The organism is Eubacterium sp. AF15-50, assembly GCF_934835595.1.
GTDB classification, from domain to species: domain Bacteria; phylum Bacillota; class Clostridia; order Lachnospirales; family Lachnospiraceae; genus Eubacterium_G; species Eubacterium_G segne.
In genome coordinates, this window is record NZ_CAKVZL010000008.1 from 14,587 (window position 1) to 34,348 (window position 19,762).

The 19,762-nt window shown below is 35.1% G+C and carries 17 protein-coding genes; all 17 read left to right on the forward strand.

Going from position 1 to position 19,762, the window contains the following annotated elements:
- Window positions 1-117 precede the first annotated feature (117 nt).
- The 17 genes from Q5O73_RS01955 to Q5O73_RS02035 all read left to right on the forward strand — a co-directional run bounded on the left by Q5O73_RS01955 (window position 118) and on the right by Q5O73_RS02035 (window position 19,760).
- On the forward strand, window positions 118-1,206 hold the full coding sequence (locus Q5O73_RS01955; protein ID WP_302668930.1) for a CdaR family transcriptional regulator: 1,089 nt from the start codon (window positions 118-120) through the stop codon (window positions 1,204-1,206).
- Window positions 1,207-1,351: 145 nt separating this feature from the next.
- On the forward strand, window positions 1,352-2,023 hold the full coding sequence (ftsE, locus tag Q5O73_RS01960; RefSeq protein ID WP_021952293.1) for a cell division ATP-binding protein FtsE: 672 nt from the start codon (window positions 1,352-1,354) through the stop codon (window positions 2,021-2,023).
- Window positions 2,024-2,932, forward strand: a complete 909-nt coding sequence (gene ftsX, locus Q5O73_RS01965; protein ID WP_302668931.1) for a permease-like cell division protein FtsX — start codon at window positions 2,024-2,026, stop codon at window positions 2,930-2,932.
- A gap of 11 nt (window positions 2,933-2,943) precedes the next feature.
- Window positions 2,944-4,182, forward strand: coding sequence for a murein hydrolase activator EnvC (locus tag Q5O73_RS01970; RefSeq protein WP_302668932.1), 1,239 nt, complete (start codon window positions 2,944-2,946; stop codon window positions 4,180-4,182).
- 29 nt (window positions 4,183-4,211) lie between these two features.
- Window positions 4,212-5,393 (forward strand): S41 family peptidase, encoded by a 1,182-nt coding sequence (locus Q5O73_RS01975; RefSeq protein ID WP_302668933.1) that lies wholly within the window; start codon window positions 4,212-4,214, stop codon window positions 5,391-5,393.
- A gap of 16 nt (window positions 5,394-5,409) precedes the next feature.
- Window positions 5,410-6,003, forward strand: a complete 594-nt coding sequence (locus Q5O73_RS01980) for a YesL family protein (protein ID WP_302668934.1) — start codon at window positions 5,410-5,412, stop codon at window positions 6,001-6,003.
- 313 nt (window positions 6,004-6,316) lie between these two features.
- Window positions 6,317-7,648, forward strand: coding sequence for a Tad domain-containing protein (locus Q5O73_RS01985; protein ID WP_302668935.1), 1,332 nt, complete (start codon window positions 6,317-6,319; stop codon window positions 7,646-7,648).
- Between the two features lie 40 nt (window positions 7,649-7,688).
- The gene (locus Q5O73_RS01990; RefSeq protein WP_302668936.1) at window positions 7,689-12,344 is read left to right on the forward strand and encodes a leucine-rich repeat domain-containing protein; all 4,656 of its coding nucleotides are present in this window, start codon (window positions 7,689-7,691) and stop codon (window positions 12,342-12,344) included.
- Between the two features lie 377 nt (window positions 12,345-12,721).
- Complete coding sequence (locus Q5O73_RS01995) at window positions 12,722-12,877, forward strand: Flp family type IVb pilin (RefSeq protein ID WP_302668937.1); 156 nt, start codon at window positions 12,722-12,724, stop codon at window positions 12,875-12,877.
- A 221-nt stretch (window positions 12,878-13,098) separates the two neighbouring features.
- Complete coding sequence (locus tag Q5O73_RS02000; RefSeq protein ID WP_302668938.1) at window positions 13,099-13,782, forward strand: A24 family peptidase; 684 nt, start codon at window positions 13,099-13,101, stop codon at window positions 13,780-13,782.
- 11 nt (window positions 13,783-13,793) lie between these two features.
- Window positions 13,794-13,952 carry a Flp family type IVb pilin gene (locus Q5O73_RS02005; protein WP_118589443.1) on the forward strand — a complete coding sequence of 53 codons (159 nt, stop codon included), beginning with the start codon at window positions 13,794-13,796 and terminating at the stop codon, window positions 13,950-13,952.
- Between the two features lie 82 nt (window positions 13,953-14,034).
- Complete coding sequence (locus Q5O73_RS02010) at window positions 14,035-14,436, forward strand: TadE/TadG family type IV pilus assembly protein (RefSeq protein WP_158576857.1); 402 nt, start codon at window positions 14,035-14,037, stop codon at window positions 14,434-14,436.
- 60 nt (window positions 14,437-14,496) lie between these two features.
- The gene (gene cpaB / locus Q5O73_RS02015; protein ID WP_021952304.1) at window positions 14,497-15,237 is read left to right on the forward strand and encodes a Flp pilus assembly protein CpaB; all 741 of its coding nucleotides are present in this window, start codon (window positions 14,497-14,499) and stop codon (window positions 15,235-15,237) included.
- 24 nt (window positions 15,238-15,261) lie between these two features.
- The gene (locus Q5O73_RS02020) at window positions 15,262-16,401 is read left to right on the forward strand and encodes an AAA family ATPase (protein WP_302668939.1); all 1,140 of its coding nucleotides are present in this window, start codon (window positions 15,262-15,264) and stop codon (window positions 16,399-16,401) included.
- An 11-nt stretch (window positions 16,402-16,412) separates the two neighbouring features.
- Window positions 16,413-17,816, forward strand: coding sequence for a CpaF family protein (locus Q5O73_RS02025; protein ID WP_118589440.1), 1,404 nt, complete (start codon window positions 16,413-16,415; stop codon window positions 17,814-17,816).
- Between the two features lie 27 nt (window positions 17,817-17,843).
- Entirely contained in the window at window positions 17,844-18,812 is a 969-nt protein-coding gene (locus Q5O73_RS02030) for a type II secretion system F family protein (RefSeq protein ID WP_302668940.1), read from the forward strand.
- A 12-nt stretch (window positions 18,813-18,824) separates the two neighbouring features.
- Window positions 18,825-19,760: a type II secretion system F family protein gene (locus tag Q5O73_RS02035; protein ID WP_302668941.1), complete on the forward strand. Its 936-nt coding sequence runs from the start codon at window positions 18,825-18,827 to the stop codon at window positions 19,758-19,760.
- Window positions 19,761-19,762: the final 2 nt, after the last annotated feature.

Consider the following 19,762-nt stretch of genomic DNA (forward strand, 5'->3'; position numbering starts at 1 on the left):
GGAAATATATTTTTTGCATATTTCCTCTTTTTTTTTTGTTACTTTTGTATTAAAATAAAGAAAGATTGTTGCGTGCGATAGCAAAATGCGATGAGAGGGAAAGACAGGAGTGATACGATGATTTCAAATCAGATTTTACAAAATACAATTGAAGGAATAAAAAGCATATCAAGGGTTGATTTGTATGTGGCAGATACAGACGGAAAGATAGTTGCCAGTACTTCCCAGGGAGGAGAACAGTTTGGACATGCTATAATGTCATTTGTAGCATCTCCGGCAGACAGCCAGTCAGTTCAGGAATATCAGTTCTTTAAGGTTTATGACGAAAACCAGTTAGAACTTATTCTTATAGCTCAGGGAACCAGCGATGATGTATTTATGGTTGGAAAGATGGCAGCATTCCAGATTCAGAATCTGTTAGTAGCATACAAAGAAAGATTTGACAAAGACAACTTTGTTAAGAATCTTCTTTTAGATAATCTTCTCCTTGTTGACATTTATAATAGAGCAAAGAAATTACACATTGATGTGGATGCACGTAGATGTGTATGCATTATTGAAACTAAGAATGAAAAGGACAGCGTGGCATTAGAGACAGTGAGAACATTGTTCTCCGGTCAGAAGAAGGATTTTATTACAGCTGTTGATGAAAAGAGCATTATTCTTGTTAAACATTTAGATGACAAGCAGGGATATGAGGAAGTAGAACGTATAGCTAACACTATTGTAGATATGCTTAATACGGAAGCTATGGTAAAGGCGAATGTGGCATATGGAACCATTGTAAAAGAAATTAAAGAGGTTTCCCGTTCATATAAGGAAGCAAGAATGGCGTTGGATGTAGGAAAAATATTCTTTAGTACAAAGAGTGTTGTTGCTTACAACAACTTAGGAATAGGAAGACTTATATACCAGTTACCGATTCCGTTGTGCAAAATGTTTATTAAAGAAATCTTTGAGGGTAAATCACCGGATGAGTTTGATGAGGAAACACTTTCTACCATTAATAAGTTCTTTGAAAACAGCTTGAATGTTTCTGAAACATCAAGACAGCTTTATATACACAGAAATACATTGGTATACAGACTTGATAAGCTACAAAAGAGCACGGGATTAGACCTCCGTGTATTTGAGGATGCAATAACCTTTAAGATTGCATTAATGGTAGTTAAGTATATGAAGTATATGGGTAACACAGATTTTTAAATAAGTGGTATGGATGAACACCGGTGTTGGTGGGACAACTACTTAGAGGATGCTTAAAAGTGAAAAGCAGAGTATATTGCTTTTCACTTTTAATACGTTATGAACATATTTACGTGATTAATGAGATTAAATAAGGAGAAAGTAAATGATTAAAATTGAAGGTGTAAGTAAGACTTATGGAAACGGGGCACCGGCACTGAATAATTTGAATCTTGATATAGATGATGGAGAGTTTGTATTTGTTGTGGGAGCCAGTGGCTCAGGAAAATCAACATTTATAAAATTATTGCTTAAGGAGTTAAATCCTACAGAAGGAACCATAACAGTTGACGATGTTAAATTATCAAAGCTTCGCTCAAGAAGCGTTGCAAAATACAGAAGAAAAATAGGTGTAGTATTTCAGGATTTCAGATTATTGCAGGATAGAGATGTATATTCAAACATTGCCTTTGCACAGCGTGTAATAGGCGTGGCACCTAGGGAAATCAAGAAAAATGTATCCAAGGTTCTTGCTTTGGTAGGATTGTCGGAAAAGTATCGTTCAAATCCTAACGAGTTATCAGGTGGAGAACAGCAGAGAGTTGCTCTTGCCAGAGCTATTGTAAATAAGCCGCAGATTCTTTTGGCAGATGAACCTACAGGAAATCTTGACCCGGAGAATTCATGGGAAATCATGAAATTATTAGATAAAGTAAACAGACAGGGAACCACCGTTATTGTAGTTACCCATAATATGGAGATTGTGGAGAAAATGAATAAACGTGTAATTACAATGAAAAAAGGTGTCAAAGTAAGCGACAGCAAGGTGGTGGAATAAATGAATGCAAGAACAGCCGGATATTGTGTAAACCAGGGATTGGTTAACATAAAAAGAAACAAATTATTTTCTTTAGCGTCAATAGGAACTATTGCAGCGTGTATTTTCCTTATAGGTGTTATTTTTACTATTATTATTAATGTAAACTTTATGGAAAAGCAGGTTGAGCAAAATCTTGGAGTAACAGTTTTCTTTGATAAGGGAATTAAACAGGAACAGATTGATGCTATAGGTAATGAAATTAAAAATGACAGCCGTGTAGACAAGTACGAATACACATCTGCTGACGAAGCATGGGAAGGATTTAAGAAAAGTTATTTTGAAGACGACCCGGATTTAGCTTCAGGATTTGACAAGGACAATCCTTTAGCTAACTCAGCGTCATATACAGTCTTCTTAAAGGACATTAATCAGCAGGATTCTTTCGTTAAGAAAATGGAAGGTCTTGATGGAGTAAGAAAGGTTAAACATTCGGAACAGGCGAAAGAAACACTTTCTACCGTAGGAAAGGTTTTAGGATATATTTCGGTGGCACTGATTATTATTCTGTTAGGTGTTGGTATATTTTTAATAAGCAATACGGTTATGATTGGAATTTCCGTAAGACAGCACGAAATAAAAATAATGAAACTTATTGGTTCAACCAACGCTTTTGTAAGAGCACCATTTATAATAGAAGGAATGATTATCGGATTAGTTGGTTCAACTATACCGCTTGTCCTGATAAGAGTTATATATAACAGATTGGTAGCTTTGGTAATGTCAAAGTTTGGCGTTATGGCAAGTTCAATCTCTTTTGCATCAGTACATGAGATTTTTTCGGTATTGGTGCCAATGGGATTAGGAATAGGAGCAGGTATCGGACTTATTGGTTCGGTGTTATCACTTAGAAAACATTTGAAAGTATAAGAGGAAGCACAATGAGAAAATTATCAAAAGTATTAGGAGCCGGATTGGCAATAGTGTTAAGCATAAGCATGGCTGCACCATCATTTGCCGACGTAAACAATGAAAAAGATAAACTGTCAGACTTAAATGCCCAGAAAAATAAAGCTGCTCGGCAGAAAAATGAGCTTGAAGCATCAAAGTCTGATGCAGAGGCGTATATTAGTCAGGTGGACAAGCAGCTGACTAAACTTGCCACAGATATTTACGAGACAAATCAGAAATTAGACAAAACTAAGGACAAGATTGACAAAACTAATAAAAAATTAAAAAGTGCTCAGGAAAGCATTACGGTTCAGTATAGCGATATGAAGCTTAGAATCCAGTATATGTATGAAAATGGCGACACGCAAATGCTTGATTTGATTTTAAATTCAGAAAGTATAACTGAGTTTTTAAATAAGGCAGAGTACATTACTGAGTTGTCACAGTATGACCGAAAGATGCTTCATAAGTTAAAGGAAACAAAGCAGGCTATTGCTGATGCTAAGGAAACATTAGTTACAGAAAAAGAAAATCTTGTAACTATGCAGAAGAAGCAGAAAAACGACAAGGCACAGTTAGAGCAGTTATCGGATTCAAAGAAGAAGGAATTGTCTACATATGTTGCCCTGTTAGAGGATAATGAGGCAAACTCAGCTGCGTTAGACGCGGAAATCAGTGCTCAGGAGCAGAAGGTGGCAGCAGCTGAACAGCAAAGCATTGATGCTGCAAAACAGGAAGCAGCAAGAAAGGCTGCTCAGGAAGCACAAAACGCAGCTAATAATAACAATAACAACAATAATAATAATAATCAGAATAACGGTGGTTCCCATTCAGGAAACGGCAGTTTTGGATGGCCTTGCCCGGGATATACCAGTGTGTCATCAGGATATGGTTACAGAAGTGATCCTTTCTCAGGTTCAAGTTCATTCCACAACGGAATTGATATACCTGCACCGGCAGGAACGCCTGTTGTAGCTGCATCATCAGGAACTGTTGAGTGGGCAAATTTAAACCCGACAGCAGGAAACTGGATTGGAATTAATCACGGAAACGGTGTATATACTATATACATGCATATGTCAGCGTTACTTGTAAGTCCGGGAACACAGGTAAGTGCAGGTCAGACTATAGGGCTTGTAGGAACTACAGGTTCGTCTACAGGTAACCATTTGCATTTTACAGTAAGAGTGAACGGAGCTTATCAAAATCCATATGACTATCTAAATTAAAATATTACAGAAAGTGACGACACAGAGATATGAAGAAAAATAAGACAAAATTTTTACCCGGTTTTTTAACGGGAGCCTTTGTAATGCTTATAGTGGCAATATGCGTTGGTTTTGGAATAAACGCAGTAAAAACAGAAAAAGGAAGCAAGACAACCATAAGCAGTGAAGTCTCCGGAAAACTGGATTTTCTGAAAGATGTAATAGATTTAAAGTATCTTGAAAAAACAGATGAAAAGACTCTTGAAGAGAATATATATAAAGGATTACTTCAGGGATTAAATGATCCGTATTCAGTTTATTATACAAAGGATGAATATGATGCATTAAAGGAAGAAACTTCAGGAAGTTATTGCGGAATTGGTGCATTAGTTTCGCAAAATGCGGACACAGGTGTAATTACTGCCATTAATGTTTTTAAAGGTTCACCTGCAGAAAAAGCAGGAATGAAAAATGGAGATATTATATTTAAGGTAGAAGATAAGGAAGTAACCGGGGAAGATTTAAACAATGTTGTGGCAAAAATGAAGGGAGAAAAAGACACGAAAGTTAAAATTAACGTGTACAGAACCTCTGAAAAAGAATACATTGATTTAGAAGTAACCAGAGACAAAGTTGATGTTCCGACAGTAGAACACAAGATGCTTGATAAGTCAAAGGGCATAGGATACATTCAAATTACCCAGTTTGAGGAAGTGACGTATGACCAGTTTAAGGAAGCATTAGATGATTTGAAGAAGCGGGGAATGAAATCAGTTATATTTGACTTAAGAAACAATCCCGGTGGACTTTATGACACGGTATGTGAAATGTTAGATGATTTGTTGCCGGAAGGAACATTGGTTTATACCAAGGATAAGGATGGAAACAAGCAGGAAAAGAAATCAGATGCTAATTTCTTAGATATGCCTATGGTAGTTTTACAGAATGAAAACAGTGCCAGTGCTTCAGAAATTTTTGCAGGAGCCATTCAGGATTTTGGAGCAGGAAAGATAGTGGGAACCCAGTCCTTTGGAAAAGGAATTGTACAAAGTATTATTCCTTTAAGTGACGGTTCTGCAGTTAAACTTACTGTAGAAAAATACTATACACCTAAGGGCGTTAACATTCATGGCAAGGGCATTACTCCTGATGTTAAGGTGGAGATATCTAAAGATGGTAAAAAGGATAATCAATTGCAAAAAGCAATAGAGGTTATTGAAAAAGAAAAGTAATAAAGGGAAAAGTACTATGCCAAAGATTAACAGTGATAGTCTTATATTCAGAATAGGCAACAAAGTGTTTGATGTGATTGTGGTAAGCCTTCTGTGGTTTGTGTGCTGTATTCCGGTAATAACAGCAGGGGCATCAACTACTGCACTATATGATACGGTGTTTAGGAATATACGGCAAAACCGTGGATACTGCTATAAGGGATTTTTTAAATGCTTTAAGGATAATTTCAAAAACACGGTGCAGGCATCAATAATATTTGCCATACTTACAGTGGTTAGTATGTGGGATATATCATTAGCACTTAGTGGTGGCTCCGTAATTTCCGGATATCAGATTACATTCTTTATACTTTGGATTCTTGCCATGACATGGGCGATATGGACATTTGCGTTAACGGCAAGATTTGAAAATAATTGGAAGAATACATTAAAAAACGGACTTTTAATGTTTTTTGCACATCTTCCAGTAACACTGGGTATGGCTGTAATATTTGCCTTATCGGCAATGCTTGTTTGGGATATACCTGTACTTATTGTAGTTTTACCTGTGGGAGGAATGTTGTTAAACAGCTTTATGCTGGAAAAGGTGTTTAAGAGATATATTAAGTAGAAAATATTTGTCTGTAAGGTAATGAAACAGATTATTTGATAAAAAAATGATGAGAAAAAGGACGCAGAGCGAAAAGTCGGATGACAAAGCTCTGTGTTTTTTTTATTACATAAAAATAGTTTAATCAGTTCGTTCAAAAATCAATGATTTCAAAAACGTTTTTCTTGTTAAAAGTGCCGAAAATTCACCAAACAGCTATCTGCACTAGTGCAAAATAGTTGACAATAATAAAATAAAATATGATAATTAAGGAACATGCGTGGTGCGGAACCATAATATTAACGTAAAATATAGAGAAAAATTGGAGGGTTATATGGTGAAAATTTTAGAGAAAATTAGGAAATTTAGTAAGGAAGAAAGTGGTGCTTCCATGGTTATGGTAGTGCTGAGTCTTGTGGTGATTTTCGGATTTACGGCATTTGCAGTGGATTTTGGAAATGCTTACACAACCAAGGTAAGTATGCAGGATGCCTGCGACTTATCAGCATTAGCAGCAGCAGATTCATTGCCTGAAAGGGCAAAAACGGAAAGCGTTGCAAAGGAATATGCGGAACTTAACGGCTATGATCCGGAGAATGTAACAGTAAACATACTAAATAATGGTGAGCAGGTAGAAGTTAAAATTAAAAAGGATGTAAAGACATATTTTGCCGGTGTAGTTGGATATAGTGAATTGCCGGTTTCCTGTAAGGCAGTTGCAGCAGCAGGCGAAAAAGGAGCCAAGGATTATGCTATTTTCTCAGGAACCAAGGCATATTTTGGATTGCATGGAAGCGTTAATATTCCTGATGGTGATATTCATGCCAATGGTGCAGCTGACATATCAGGTACCCTTAATATTGACAATGGAGTTATAGAGGTGCCGAAGTTTAATAACAAGGGTTCATCAGGTAATTATCAAACATATGAAGATGAGGACAACTATATAGAAATGCCTAACTATGAAGACATTATAAATGAAAGAATTCCTTATGTAGAAGATTCGGAATATCAGGTTATTGATGGAAATTTCCCGGATACTCAGTTCGCAAAAAGTCATACACATAATGGGGTTCTTACAATTGAAAGTGAAGAAAAAATATATGCAAACAGCCATTTGAATATTGGTGAATACAATGGAATTAAAAAGTTAGTTATAAAAGGAATTTTAAAAGTAAATGGAATGGGAATAGGTTCCGAGTTGGTGGTTGAAGGAAGTCTGTTTTCGGAAGGATATTTAGGAATACAGGGCAAAGCTGATATTAGTGGTGTTATGATGTGTAAGGCAGGTATTGTATTTGCCAATGATGTTGTGCTTAGTGGAGCAACAATTGTTGCTGACGGTCAGGAAATCAACTTTGCTAATGGCAAGCAGGTAGTTGATAACTCAGTAGATGGAAAATATTCAGCTGTTTGGGGAAGAGGAAACACTCATATTAACCTGAACAGTGACAAAATGGATGTTAAGGCATTATTTTATTCACCTAATGGTGAGTGTATTATGAGTGGAAAAGAAGTAACTGTAAAGGGTTCAATAACAGCTAATCAGGTTGGTACAAACAATGGAACGTTAACTGTAGAACTTCCAAAAAATGATCCAAATTGGCCTTTTGGAGGAAGAACACAGTCCGGTAAAGCAAAGAAAAGTGCAAAGTTAGTTGAGTAATAGAGTATTTACGGATACGAGGGTAGGAGAAGTATTAATTATGAGAAAATTTTCAAAGAAGTTTTTTAGCATTACACTGGCTGTGGCTATGACGTTTTCAATTATTCCCGGAACAGATTTTTCAGGGCTTATAAAAAACGTAAGTGCAGCGGAATCAATGGTTGATGATAATATACAGATTACAACCAATATAATACCTGATGTGCAATTGTGTTATGCAGTTAGGTATATAATTGGTGGAGATAAGTACGCAAATATTACAGTAAAGGATTTAAGGACATATACAGGTAAAATCGATTTGTCAACATACCCGGATTATGACAAAATAGAAAGCTTGGAAGGCTTGGGATATGCAAGAAAGGCTTCGGCGATTGATGCTTCAAAACTGTCAAAAGTTAAAAGGATTGAGGCAAACGAGTTTCAGAATTGCGGATTTAAGCAGTTTGGAATGCCATCGAATATTGTGGAAATAGGCAAAGAAGCATTTTTTAACTGTGCTAATTTGGAAACTGTTAATTTACCACAGACACTGGTTACAATTCAAAGTGAGGCATTTAGAAATTGTAAGGCTTTAGATGGGATAGTGCTTCCGGAAAAAATAGCTAAAATTGGAAATAATGCATTTGCTATATGTGAAAATTTAAAGTCTATAGTTATACCTGATGGTATAAATGCAGCCATAGAAAATGCCGGAGATGATTCGGCTGTAGGAATTGGCGGTGGCGTTTTTGATGGATGTATAAGATTAAATTCGGTTAAATTAGGTGCAGGAATGACAGCAATTCCGGCAGGATTTTTATCCAACACTACCAGCCTTAAGAGTATAGAAATACCGGAGAAAATTGTAAAAATCATGGATAGTGCATTCTCCGGAAGCGGACTTTTGAAAATAGATTTGTCTGCAAATACCGGAATTACAGCTATTGAAACTTCGGTATTTGAAATGTGTGAAGAATTATATGATGTAAAGCTTCCTGATAGCATAGAAAGAATAGAGGAAGGTGCATTTAATAGTTGTCACTCTTTATATGATTTTTCCTTTGTGACAAAGCTTACAAAACTTAAGACAATAGGAAGAAGTGCATTTTCTCATTGTGATTTTTTCACAGTGGAAATACCGGGAACTGTAGAATCTATTGGCCCCCATGCATTTTCTGAAAATAATTTAATGGAAGAACTGGTTATAGACGATTTTCCGGAGGTAAAGGGAGACGTTGTAAAGAAGATAGGAAATTATGCATTTTCAGATTCAATACATATTAAAACAATAAAATTACCTACGGATAACGAATACAACCAGAGGGTAACATTGGAAATCGGTGATTATGCTTTTAGCGGTTGCAGTCGTATGGAAAGCATTAATTTTCCGGCAAATCTCACAAAAATAGGAGACTATGCTTTTAACGAGTGCGGATATAGTGTAACTGACTGGGCTAAAGATGATGATGAGTTTATAGGAATAAACAAGGCGGTAAAATATTATATCATGCCTGATGATATACATGCTTCTAAAGAAGACGGAGACAACAAGGTTATATTATTTTCAAATGAAAATGCAAATTATTATCAGCCTAAGGAAGCATATGTTAATCCGGACAAATTAAAAAAATCTGCTAAAGAAGTAGGAGAAGGTTCCATTGTAGTATATATTCAAATATCTCGGAGTGATCCGAGTTATGCTTTTGCAAGTGAACTCCATTATCAATATGTGGTAGGGTTACCTAACGCTGACTTATCTAAATGTTCAAAATTAACATTAGGAAAATATGCGTTTTATAGGTGTTTGAATTTAAAAAAGGTATCATTACCTAAAGAATTAAAGGTTATTCCGGAGTATGCTTTTGCGGAATGTTCAACAAAAATTTTAATGGGAGATGGTTCAGAAGTCTCAAGTTTAGGCGTAAAAGCTATAGATGATGAGTGGTATACAGGACTTGAAACTGTTGAGATGGGGGATAAAATTGAAAAAATTGGACGATGCGCATTTTATAACGATTTCAACCTTGTTATAGATGATGAGTTGCCGCAGGCTTTAAAGGTAATAGAGGATGGCGCATATCAGGGATGCGAATCTTTAAAGAATATTATATTACCTAGAAATCTGGAAACAATAGGCGATAATGCATTTGCAGGTTCTTCAAGAATTGCAGAAAATTATATGACAGACAAAAAGGAATTAAATTTTGATGCGTCATATGCAGGAAAGTTGCAATATATTGGAATGGAAGCATTTAATAATAGTGGAATCAAAAACTTTGTTATGGACAAAAATGCACCGCTTACAATAATTAATAGAAGAACTTTCTATGGATGCCAGTATTTGGACACTGTGGTATTAAGCAAAACTGTAGCATGTGTTGATAATCAGGCTCTTGGTGCATGCATAAGATTAAAATCAGTAAATGTTTATGATAAGTGTACATTTAAAACAGATTCCATAATGGGTGGAATTGATAATGAAAAATTCCCGAAAACCGGATGGTCAGGAATTGGATATAGCAATGATGGAAAATTCTATTTAACAACATATAATTTTAACCTGGCTATTACACCGTTAAATGAACAGATAACAGTCAGACTTAATGAGGAAACAATTATACCTCTTTATACTATTGCTTCAGATTCAAATGGTTATTATTCACAGGTTAAAGTAGCAGATAATTCGTATTTATATGATGCAAAGATAGGAAATCTTGACGGCGAAAAAAATCCGGAAAGAACAAAGATGGTGCCAACACAAAAGATAGCCGTAAACAAAGCAGATAAAAACGACTATACTGATGCATATCAGAATTCAGCCTATGCCGTAGCACTTAAAGGATTAAGTGAAGGAGAAAAAATAGGTGTGAACATACAGGAATACCTTCAGTTAAGAGTAGCGGATGGAGTCGTTTCGGTATATTCACCAACTGTAAGCTATGTGGCAGATGTAACAAGGGTGCCTTGCGTTGATATAGTAACGGATGATAAACAGTATATTAGTGTTGATGAGAAAGCCGGTGTGAAAATATCACCTAAATTTGTATCAAAAACCGGTGATCCTATTACAGATACTGTTGAATGGGATGTATTAACCGGTGCGGATTATATATCAATGACGGTAGCGGATGATGGATTATCAGTTACGATATCACCTAAAGGCGGAAGCTGTGGTACAGCAAGTATCAGGGTGAAAGCCGGTCAGGTAACAAAGGTTATATATATTAATGTGGTTTCGCCTGCAAATCTTATTACAATTAGTCCTAGAGGCTCTATAGATATGATGTATGGAACTACAACTGACATTGAAGCTTCAGAAATACTTCTAGGTGACGATGAAAATGCTGAGTATAGAGATACTATTAAGTTTACAAGTAGTAATGAAAAGATTGTAAAAGTTACAAAAACTACGGAGGTAGACGGAAAGTTTGTATGTACCTTACAGGCTGTTGGAGCGGGAGAAGCTACAATAAATGCGAAAGCTATGGCAGGAAGAGGTCAGGCAAGTCTAAAGGTATGCGTATCTTCAAAAAAATTGAGAATCAAATTGTATGATGGAGAAGGAAACGAGTTAAAAATAGAGAATAATGGTAAAGTTTATATCACAGATGAAATATCTTACATTTATGGATTTAATGAGGAGTTATTAAGTAATGATATTATAGTTAAAAGCAGTAATGAAGATGTTGTAAAAACTAATGTAAATACTTTTGCCAATAAGATTAGTTTTAGACCACTTAAGGTTGGAAAGTCGCAAATTACCATTTATCCGGCTGTTGGTAACGAAGAAAACGGCGTAACTTTTACGATGCACGTAAATGGTAATATCACGGATATTCGCCTTTCAAGTAAAAGTATTCAGGAAGGGGCAACGGAATCAGTATTCTCTTACATGACTAATAATTTTAGAGACAGAATAACTGAAGCTACAGAGGAAAATTATAAGAAAATTACAAATAATAAAATTGAGTTTGTTTCGGGCAACCCGGATAAAGCTGTTGTGGATAATTATGGTAATGTAACAGTTAAAAAGTATTCTGAAAATGAGAGAACCGTCACCATCACATGTAATGTTTACAATGATGATGGGGAAATAATAAAATCAGAGTCAACAACTATAACTATAGAAAAACCTAAGGTAACCGGAGTTAAAATTACAGGAAATACTAATATTAAGGTGGGTCAGACTGTAAAATTGGGAATAGAAATATTGCCACATACAGGTGACTACAATGATATTATTGTTGATTTGGTTGAGGGTAACTATGTGACTGCAAAATGGGAGTTAAGTCAGGATCAGAAGACACTTTCCGTAACAGGTATAAATGCAGGTACTGTTGTATTAGAAATACGTGCTAATAAAGACAGAATTTTGCAGGCATCAAAAACAGTTAAAATAGTTGTGTCAAAGCCGTCCGTTTCAGTGAAAGCACCTGGTAAGGCAAAATGGGCAAAATGCAAAGGTGGAAAAAAGAAAATATCATTGAAGTGGAAAAAAGTCTCAGGAGCTACCGGTTATCAGATACAGATATCAAAAAAGAAAAAAGGTGGATATAAAACTGTTAAGAAGATAAACAGCGGAAAGAGTTTGGGGTGCACAATTAAAAAACTTAAGAAAAAGAAGAAATATTATTTTAGAATAAGAGCCTTTGTTAAAAAATCCGGTGTCACAAAATATGGCAAATGGAGTGGAATTAAGGCAGTCAAGACCAAATAATATACAATATAGCACCGGTTGACAGGGCTGAATTTAGTGCAATATTTATAAATTTAAAAAATTCACTAAATGAAATCGTTACAAGTGCAAAAAAGGTGTTGACAAAATAAATTGTGAATATTATACTAAAAAACATAACAAGCAGACAAAATAATGTGCAGATTTTTAAAGTTTAACGTTAAATCAAAAAAGACGAGTTGTTCTATTTTTAGTAAAAACTGAATATATTAAAAATATATTTGTTTAAAATGACGGCACATAAGTACGTATAGATGCTGGTTATAAGTTAAGAATTACCGATTTATTTAAGTAATTTTTTTCAACACTGAGTTGTTGAAAGTATTATAAAAAATTATAAGTTAAGAAGGGAGAACATTATGTTAAAGAGATTTTTAAAGGATGAAAGCGGTCAGGGAATGGTAGAATATGCATTAATCATTGCATTAATCGCTGTTGCAGTTATCGCAGCTATCACAGTTTTATCTGGAGCAATTGGTGGAAAATTCAACCAGGTTTCAAACAATCTTAAATAAGAGAAAACAACCAGATGATTTGGTTATTGATAATCATGATGACCTAGGATGGGTTACATACTAAGGTTGGGTGTATAGGAATTTGTATGATTGCCTATATATCATAATTGATGATAAGGCGGGTCTTATGGACTCGCCTTATTTAATATAAAATTTATACATGATGTGAATATGACGTTATCTGGTGAGCAACTAATCTGGTTTACATGAGGTGTTAAATTATGGAGATAGTGGCAATAAAAATGTTAATTGGAATGATATCCGGTATTGGATGCAGTCTTATTAGTATTTTTTTTGAAAAGGTTCTTTTAGAAAAAAGAAGCCGGGTGTTTAAAACAAGCAAAAAGGAAGAGAGCATTATCACAATATTATCAATAGTTGTAGGTTGTTTTACAGTTGTTAATGTTAATAGAATATGGGAAATTATATATATATTGTTAATGCTACTAGCGTGCATTCTTATATTTGTTACAGATTTACATCACAGAATAATACCTAATGAAATACTTTTATTGATGCTTGTGGCAAAATTAATTATAGGTATTCCGGCTTTGTTTGGTGTTACATGGGTTCCGGAGTTTAATATAATTAGTTCTTTAATCGGTTTTGTGGCAGGATTTGTAGTGTTTATGATTCCGGCGTTTATAGGAAAATCTGTTGGTGCCGGAGACATAAAACTTGCAGCTGTTATGGGATTTTGTTTAGGAATAAACGGGCTGTTATATGCGATAGTTCTCATGGGAATCGGAGTTTTAATTTATGAGTTTATTAAAGGACGAACATCATTAAAAAATGCAATGTATGAAATGATACCAATGGGACCATTTATGGCGGTAGCAATGATGGTTGTAATGCTTATAAATGAAAGTGTAATGATTGATTTTTGGAAATTTATAATGAATTAGGAGAAAAAACAATGCTTAGAAGTTTTCTTAGAAATGAGGAAGGTCAGGGAATGGTAGAGTATGTATTGATAATAGGTCTTATTGCATTGGTAGTTGTTGCAGCACTTACAACCGTTGGCACTAAATTAGATAGCAAATATGCAGAAATCAACAAAAATGTAATAAAATAAGTGTAAAAGGTGCAGTTTAGACCTTTTAAAATATTTATACTTGCGAGATTGATTTACATATAAGATGGTGGGAGGTAATAATGTGATTAAAAAAATTCTTAAAAGCGAAAAGGGTCAGTCTATGGTGGAATTTGCACTTGTTGTACCCTTACTTTTGACCATATTGTGTGGAATAATAGATATGGGATGGGCATATTCAAATAAATATTCAATAGAGAGTGCCGCTTTTTCAGGAGTCAGATATGCTGTTATAAATGGTGCAGACATTGAAGATTCTGAAAAGAACAAATTAATTGATGATACAAAAAAAAGAGTTAGGGATAACCTTAGCAAGGGTGCAGAATCTCCTAAAATTGACGTAGACATAGATAATGAAAAGGTTACGGTCAGTGTGGAATGTAAAGTTAAAATGCTTACATTCGTAGGACAGACAGCTTTTGGCGAATATTATGAGGCTAAGTCTAAAAATGTAGGAGCAAGGTAAAAGACAATTAAAATATAAAAAGCATCGCATTGGTTATGCGGTAGAACGGAGTAAAAAATAATGAAAAAAATATACATAATAGCAGTAGTTGCAGCTTTATTAAGTTCAGTATTAATATATGGATTCTTAAGTTCCTATGATAAGAAGAACGGAGACGGCAGCGTAAATTATAAAACAGAGAAAGTTGTAGTGGCATTAACTGATATTCCGGCTAATACAACGGTTACAGACAAGATGGTAAAAGAAGTTGATATGCCTGTAGACGGTATTCATCCAAAGGCTGCAAGACAGAGAGCAGATGTAGTTGGCTCTGTTGCAAAAGACGATATTGTGGCTGATGAACAGCTTATAACATCTAAGTTTGTATCAAGTAAAAACGGCGGTGCATCTTTATCTTATCAGATTGCGGAAGGAAAAAGAGCAATGTCAGTGGAAGTTGACCATGATACAGGGGTTGCAGGTTATATAGAAGCCGGTGACTTAGTAGATGTAATAGCAGTAGTGGATGGTTCACCTGTACAGAAGGTTGGAACAGAAGACAGACAGAATATGGAAGTAAAAGGAAAGGTTACATCAGTTATAGCTGAAGCAGTAAAGGTACTTCGCGTCGGTGACGAGGGATATACAACAACACCTTTAGATGTTTATACAAGTTTGACTCTTGAACTTTCACCTAAACAGTGTGCAAAACTTGCTACTGCAAAAGAAATGGGCAAGGTATCAATCTCTCTTAGATACAAGAATAATAACCGTGTAATTCATGGTGGACCTTACTCTTCATCAGATATGATAAAAGAATAAATTTAAAGAAAGGAATATAATGTAATGGCAGGAAAGTACAAAGTATTAGGGCTTACCACTGAAAGCGGTAATGCATATTTAAAAAAAATTATAAATGGTAGTGGATTTGAATTTGCAGGATTGTTAGAACTTGAGCCTAGAAATTTAGATAAAATTACAGTCAGTGATTGTGACGCCATTATCATATATTCAGAGCAGTTTGCAGATGCAGAGAGTAATTTTGTAGAAAAAATAAATAGAACTGTAAAAGATAAGGCTTTGATTTTGATTACAGGAAACTATGATGTTAATGTATTAACTAAAGCTATGGAATGTGGAATAACAAAGGTTATTTCTAAGGACGATAATGAAGATTCCATATACAGAAGCATTGTAGGTGAAATTGAAAAGGAAAATATTGCAACAATAGATGACAGCGAAGAATCAGAAGATGGATTTGTTGGAACTAAGAATGGAAAAACTATCTCCGTTTTTGGTACGAAAGGTGGAACGGGAAAAAGCACTGTATCAGTTAATTTAGCTACTGCATTGCAGGAAAAAGGAAAAGATGTAGTACTTATTGATTTAGATTTACAGTTTGGCGACGTTGGAATTTTTATGAATGTACCAAGATTTGAAACCATATCAGATTTAGTAAAGGAAGGTTCTTTTAGCCGTTCATCAATTAAACGTTATCTTTATAAGCATAATACAGGGGTAAGTATTTTATGTGCACCGGCATCTCCGGAGCTTGCAGAAATAGTTAAACCTGAGCATATAAGCATGATTGCAGATGTACTAAAAAAGGAATTTGACTATATTATTTTCGATATGAGTCCTACAATTGACGAGTTTGTTTTGCATGCATTAGATATTTCAGACAGTATCTATTTTGTTACAAATCCGGAAATATCAACATTAAAGAATACAAAAGTGTGCTTGGATGTTTTAAAGACATTAGGACATTTTGATAAAGTTAAGATGGTATTGAATAAGGATGGAGAATCATACATAAAGAGAAAAGATATGGAGTCCACTTTGAATAAGGATATGGATTTAGTAATACCACGTGACTCTAAAAGTGCAATCTCAGCTATTAACAGAGGTATTCCTCTTGTAGATGTTGCACCTCGCTCTAAAGCATCAAAAGCCATATTGAATTATGTAAACAGTCAGGACATATAAGGAGATTTTAGATGGGATTATTAGAGAGAATTACTACAGCTAACAATGAAAAGGAAGCTCAGCAGAAAAAAGAGGCAATAGCTGCGGCAGAAAAGGAAGAACAAAAAAATTATTCATTAAAGCAGACTGCCGGTACGGTAGGCGCAAATGATACATATATAATTCCGGGAGCAGATGACGAACAGTTTGTAGCAGTGCAGGATGAAACCCACAGAGAAGTTACAAAGGTGTTAGCCAAGCAGGATGAAGTTACAATTGATACAATAAAATCTCTTATTGACGAGTATTTAACAGAAAGTCATCCGGAGATAAATAATACTGAAAAAATGACTATTACAAAAAATGTAATAGATGAGATTGTTGGATTAGGACCTCTTGAAAACCTGATTAATGATGACAGCGTATCTGAAATCATGGTTAATGGTGCTAAGCAGATATATGTAGAACGTAAGGGAAAGTTACTGAAAACAAATGTAACTTTCAAAAATGAAGAACATGTTAGGAGAACTATTGACAGAATAGTAACACCTTTAGGACGAAGAATAGATGATTCAAATCCTATGGTTGATGCCAGACTTGAAGATGGTTCCCGTGTTAACGCCATAATGCCACCATTAGCCTTAGGCGGAACAACAATTACAATAAGAAAGTTTTCTAAGAAACCACTTTCAGTAGAAAATTTAAAACAATTCGGTTCACTTTCAGATGATATGGCAGAGTTCCTTGAAGCGGCAGTTAGGGGCAAGTTAAATATTCTTGTATCCGGTGGTACCGGTTCAGGTAAGACAACATTACTTAATGTGCTTTCTGCCTTTATACCGTCCAATGAAAGAATTGTAACAATAGAAGATGCAGCTGAACTTAGACTTATGCAGGAACATGTTGTTACATTGGAAAGCAGACCGGCTAACTTAGAGGGAAATGGAGCCATAACCATAAGAGATTTGGTTCGTAATGCATTGAGAATGAGACCGGATAGAATTATCGTCGGAGAAGTTCGTGGAGGCGAGACATTAGATATGCTTCAGGCTATGAATACAGGTCATGAAGGTTCTATAACTACTGCTCATGCTAACTCAGCAAGAGACTGTTTGGCACGTATCGAAACAATGGTTATGATGGCAGGAATGGACTTACCGGTATCAGCTATCAGACAGCAGGTTGCAGGTGCCATTGATCTTATTGTTCAGCAGGCAAGACTTAGAGATGGATCAAGAAAAATTACAAGTATATGTGAAGTAACCGGTATGGAAGGGAATACCATTACCATGCAGGAAATATTTAAGTATCGTCAGGAAGGCTATGATGAAAATAATATGTCTGTTGGTGATTTTTACAGTACCGGTATCAGACCGAAATGTTGTGAGAAGATAACAGCAAGTGGAGTTCAGGTAGATGACCACTGGTTCTTCTAGCAATTTGCAGAACAGATAGGAGTGTCTATGATAAGAATATTAATGATTTGCTTATGTGCAATGGTATTTCTTTTTTGCCTGTATGTGATTTTAATACAGAATTTTACGGAAAGTAAAAGAAAAACTCAAGACAGAGTTATGGGTTTGGTTGGCGAAGAAGAAAGGAATAAAAGCGATAAGAAAAAGGGGAAATTTAATTTAAAAATAAAAAAGGAAAAGAAGAAGGTCAGTGTATTTGCTACTACTCATAAGAAATTACAGCTTTTAGAGGAAGAACTTTATAATCTTGGTATGAAGATGCCGGTTCAGACCTTTGTGACATTATGGGTGGCAATAACAATTGGTTTACCAACCATAATGATGATGCTTGGAGTGTACATTGCTATTTGTATCATTGTCGCACTTATAGCAGCATTTGGCCCATTACTTTTTATTCAAAAAAAGAAAAAGAAGAGAAAGGAAACTTTGGAGTCACAGTTAATAGAAGGTATAACTGTTATTACAAATGCCTTAAAGGCGGGACATTCTTTTCAGACAGCAATGGGAAATATAGCAGTTGACATGGAAGGACCTATGGCAGAGGAATTTGGAAGAGTAACAAGGGAAACTCAAAGAGGTATGACATTAGAGGCAAGTTTTAACTCTTTATGTGAGAGAATCGGAAGTGATGACTTGGAAATGCTTTGCCAGACCATACTTATCCAAAGAAAAGTTGGTGGTAATTTAACTGAAGTTCTTGATAAAATATCAGAAACTATTCGTAACAGATTAGATCTTAAGGAAGAAATAAAGACATTAACGTCAAGTGGGAAAATTTCAGGATATATAATTGGTGCACTTCCGGTTATTTTGCTGGTTTTAATCAGTATGATAAATCCGGTATATGCAAGACCACTGTTTAATACAGTTATAGGAAATATTTTACTTCTTATAAGTGTAATTTTAGAGGTTATTGGATTTATAATGATAAATAAGGTTGTAGACATTAAGTATTAATGAGGTATGTTTATGGATATATTAGCATTATTAATATCATTTCTTGTTGCTGTAGCTATTTTCGGACTGTTTTTAGGATTGTTTTCGGGAGTTGGAGCAGGCGTTGACAGACAGGATGAGCGAATCAGAGATATTAGAAATGAAAAAGAAAAGAGTATTGCTGATGATGTTAAAAAAGAAAAAGTTAAAGTTTCAGAGGCAATAAAGCGTAAGAAAGAAGAAAATAGAAAAAAAGTTGCAAAAAGAAACAGACAGAAGGAAAAAGAGAACAAGCATAGCACAGTTGATGATATGTTAGCAATAGTTCAGTGGGATATAACATCGGAGCAGTTTTTAGTTATTAAACTTGTATGTGCACTTGTTGGTGTCATATTATCAATGATTATATGCATGAGATTACATGTGGGTGTCAATAAATTTGTGCTGGCAATGATTTTTTGTGGATTAGTTGGAATGTTAATTCCGGGAGAAATACTTAAAGGAAAATCTAAAAAATATCAGGAGAGTATACGTTTAGATTTGCCGGATGTAATGGACTTACTGGTTGTAAGTGTAGAAGCAGGTCTTGGATTTGATGCTGCATTAATGAGATTGTATGAGAGAAATAAAACCGTTGTTATGGAACAGCTTATACAGGCAACCAGAGATATACAACGTGGTGTAAGTAAGAGAGAAGCTTACCTTGATTTGGCACAGCGTTGTAAAGTAAAGGAACTTACAACATTTCTTACCGCAATGATTCAGGCAGATCAGTTAGGTACATCTATACAGACAGTTCTTAGGTCTCAGGCGGAAGTTCTTAGAAATGAAAGAAAGAGAACAGCTGCAAGAAAGGCAAAGGAGGCACCGGTTAAGATGCTTATTCCTATGGTATTGTTTGTATTCCCTGTTATATTTATCGTTCTGCTGGGACCGGCAGCTTTGAATATAATGGATATTTTAGGCTAAAT

Excerpts from the sequence above, each read along its gene's own strand:
- Q5O73_RS01995 (WP_302668937.1), top strand. The coding sequence starts at position 12,722 with ATGTTAAAGAGATTTTTAAAGGATGAAAGCGGTCAGGGAATGGTAGAA.
- Q5O73_RS02035 (WP_302668941.1), top strand. The coding sequence starts at position 18,825 with ATGGATATATTAGCATTATTAATATCATTTCTTGTTGCTGTAGCTATT.
- Q5O73_RS01955 (WP_302668930.1), top strand. The coding sequence starts at position 118 with ATGATTTCAAATCAGATTTTACAAAATACAATTGAAGGAATAAAAAGC.
- Q5O73_RS01980 (WP_302668934.1), top strand. The coding sequence starts at position 5,410 with ATGCCAAAGATTAACAGTGATAGTCTTATATTCAGAATAGGCAACAAA.
- cpaB (WP_021952304.1), top strand. The coding sequence starts at position 14,497 with ATGAAAAAAATATACATAATAGCAGTAGTTGCAGCTTTATTAAGTTCA.
- Q5O73_RS02030 (WP_302668940.1), top strand. The coding sequence starts at position 17,844 with ATGATAAGAATATTAATGATTTGCTTATGTGCAATGGTATTTCTTTTT.
- Q5O73_RS01985 (WP_302668935.1), top strand. The coding sequence starts at position 6,317 with ATGGTGAAAATTTTAGAGAAAATTAGGAAATTTAGTAAGGAAGAAAGT.
- Q5O73_RS01975 (WP_302668933.1), top strand. The coding sequence starts at position 4,212 with ATGAAGAAAAATAAGACAAAATTTTTACCCGGTTTTTTAACGGGAGCC.
- Q5O73_RS02000 (WP_302668938.1), top strand. The coding sequence starts at position 13,099 with ATGGAGATAGTGGCAATAAAAATGTTAATTGGAATGATATCCGGTATT.
- Q5O73_RS01990 (WP_302668936.1), top strand. The coding sequence starts at position 7,689 with ATGAGAAAATTTTCAAAGAAGTTTTTTAGCATTACACTGGCTGTGGCT.
- Q5O73_RS02020 (WP_302668939.1), top strand. The coding sequence starts at position 15,262 with ATGGCAGGAAAGTACAAAGTATTAGGGCTTACCACTGAAAGCGGTAAT.
- Q5O73_RS02005 (WP_118589443.1), top strand. The coding sequence starts at position 13,794 with ATGCTTAGAAGTTTTCTTAGAAATGAGGAAGGTCAGGGAATGGTAGAG.
- Q5O73_RS02025 (WP_118589440.1), top strand. The coding sequence starts at position 16,413 with ATGGGATTATTAGAGAGAATTACTACAGCTAACAATGAAAAGGAAGCT.
- Q5O73_RS01970 (WP_302668932.1), top strand. The coding sequence starts at position 2,944 with ATGAGAAAATTATCAAAAGTATTAGGAGCCGGATTGGCAATAGTGTTA.
- ftsE (WP_021952293.1), top strand. The coding sequence starts at position 1,352 with ATGATTAAAATTGAAGGTGTAAGTAAGACTTATGGAAACGGGGCACCG.
- ftsX (WP_302668931.1), top strand. The coding sequence starts at position 2,024 with ATGAATGCAAGAACAGCCGGATATTGTGTAAACCAGGGATTGGTTAAC.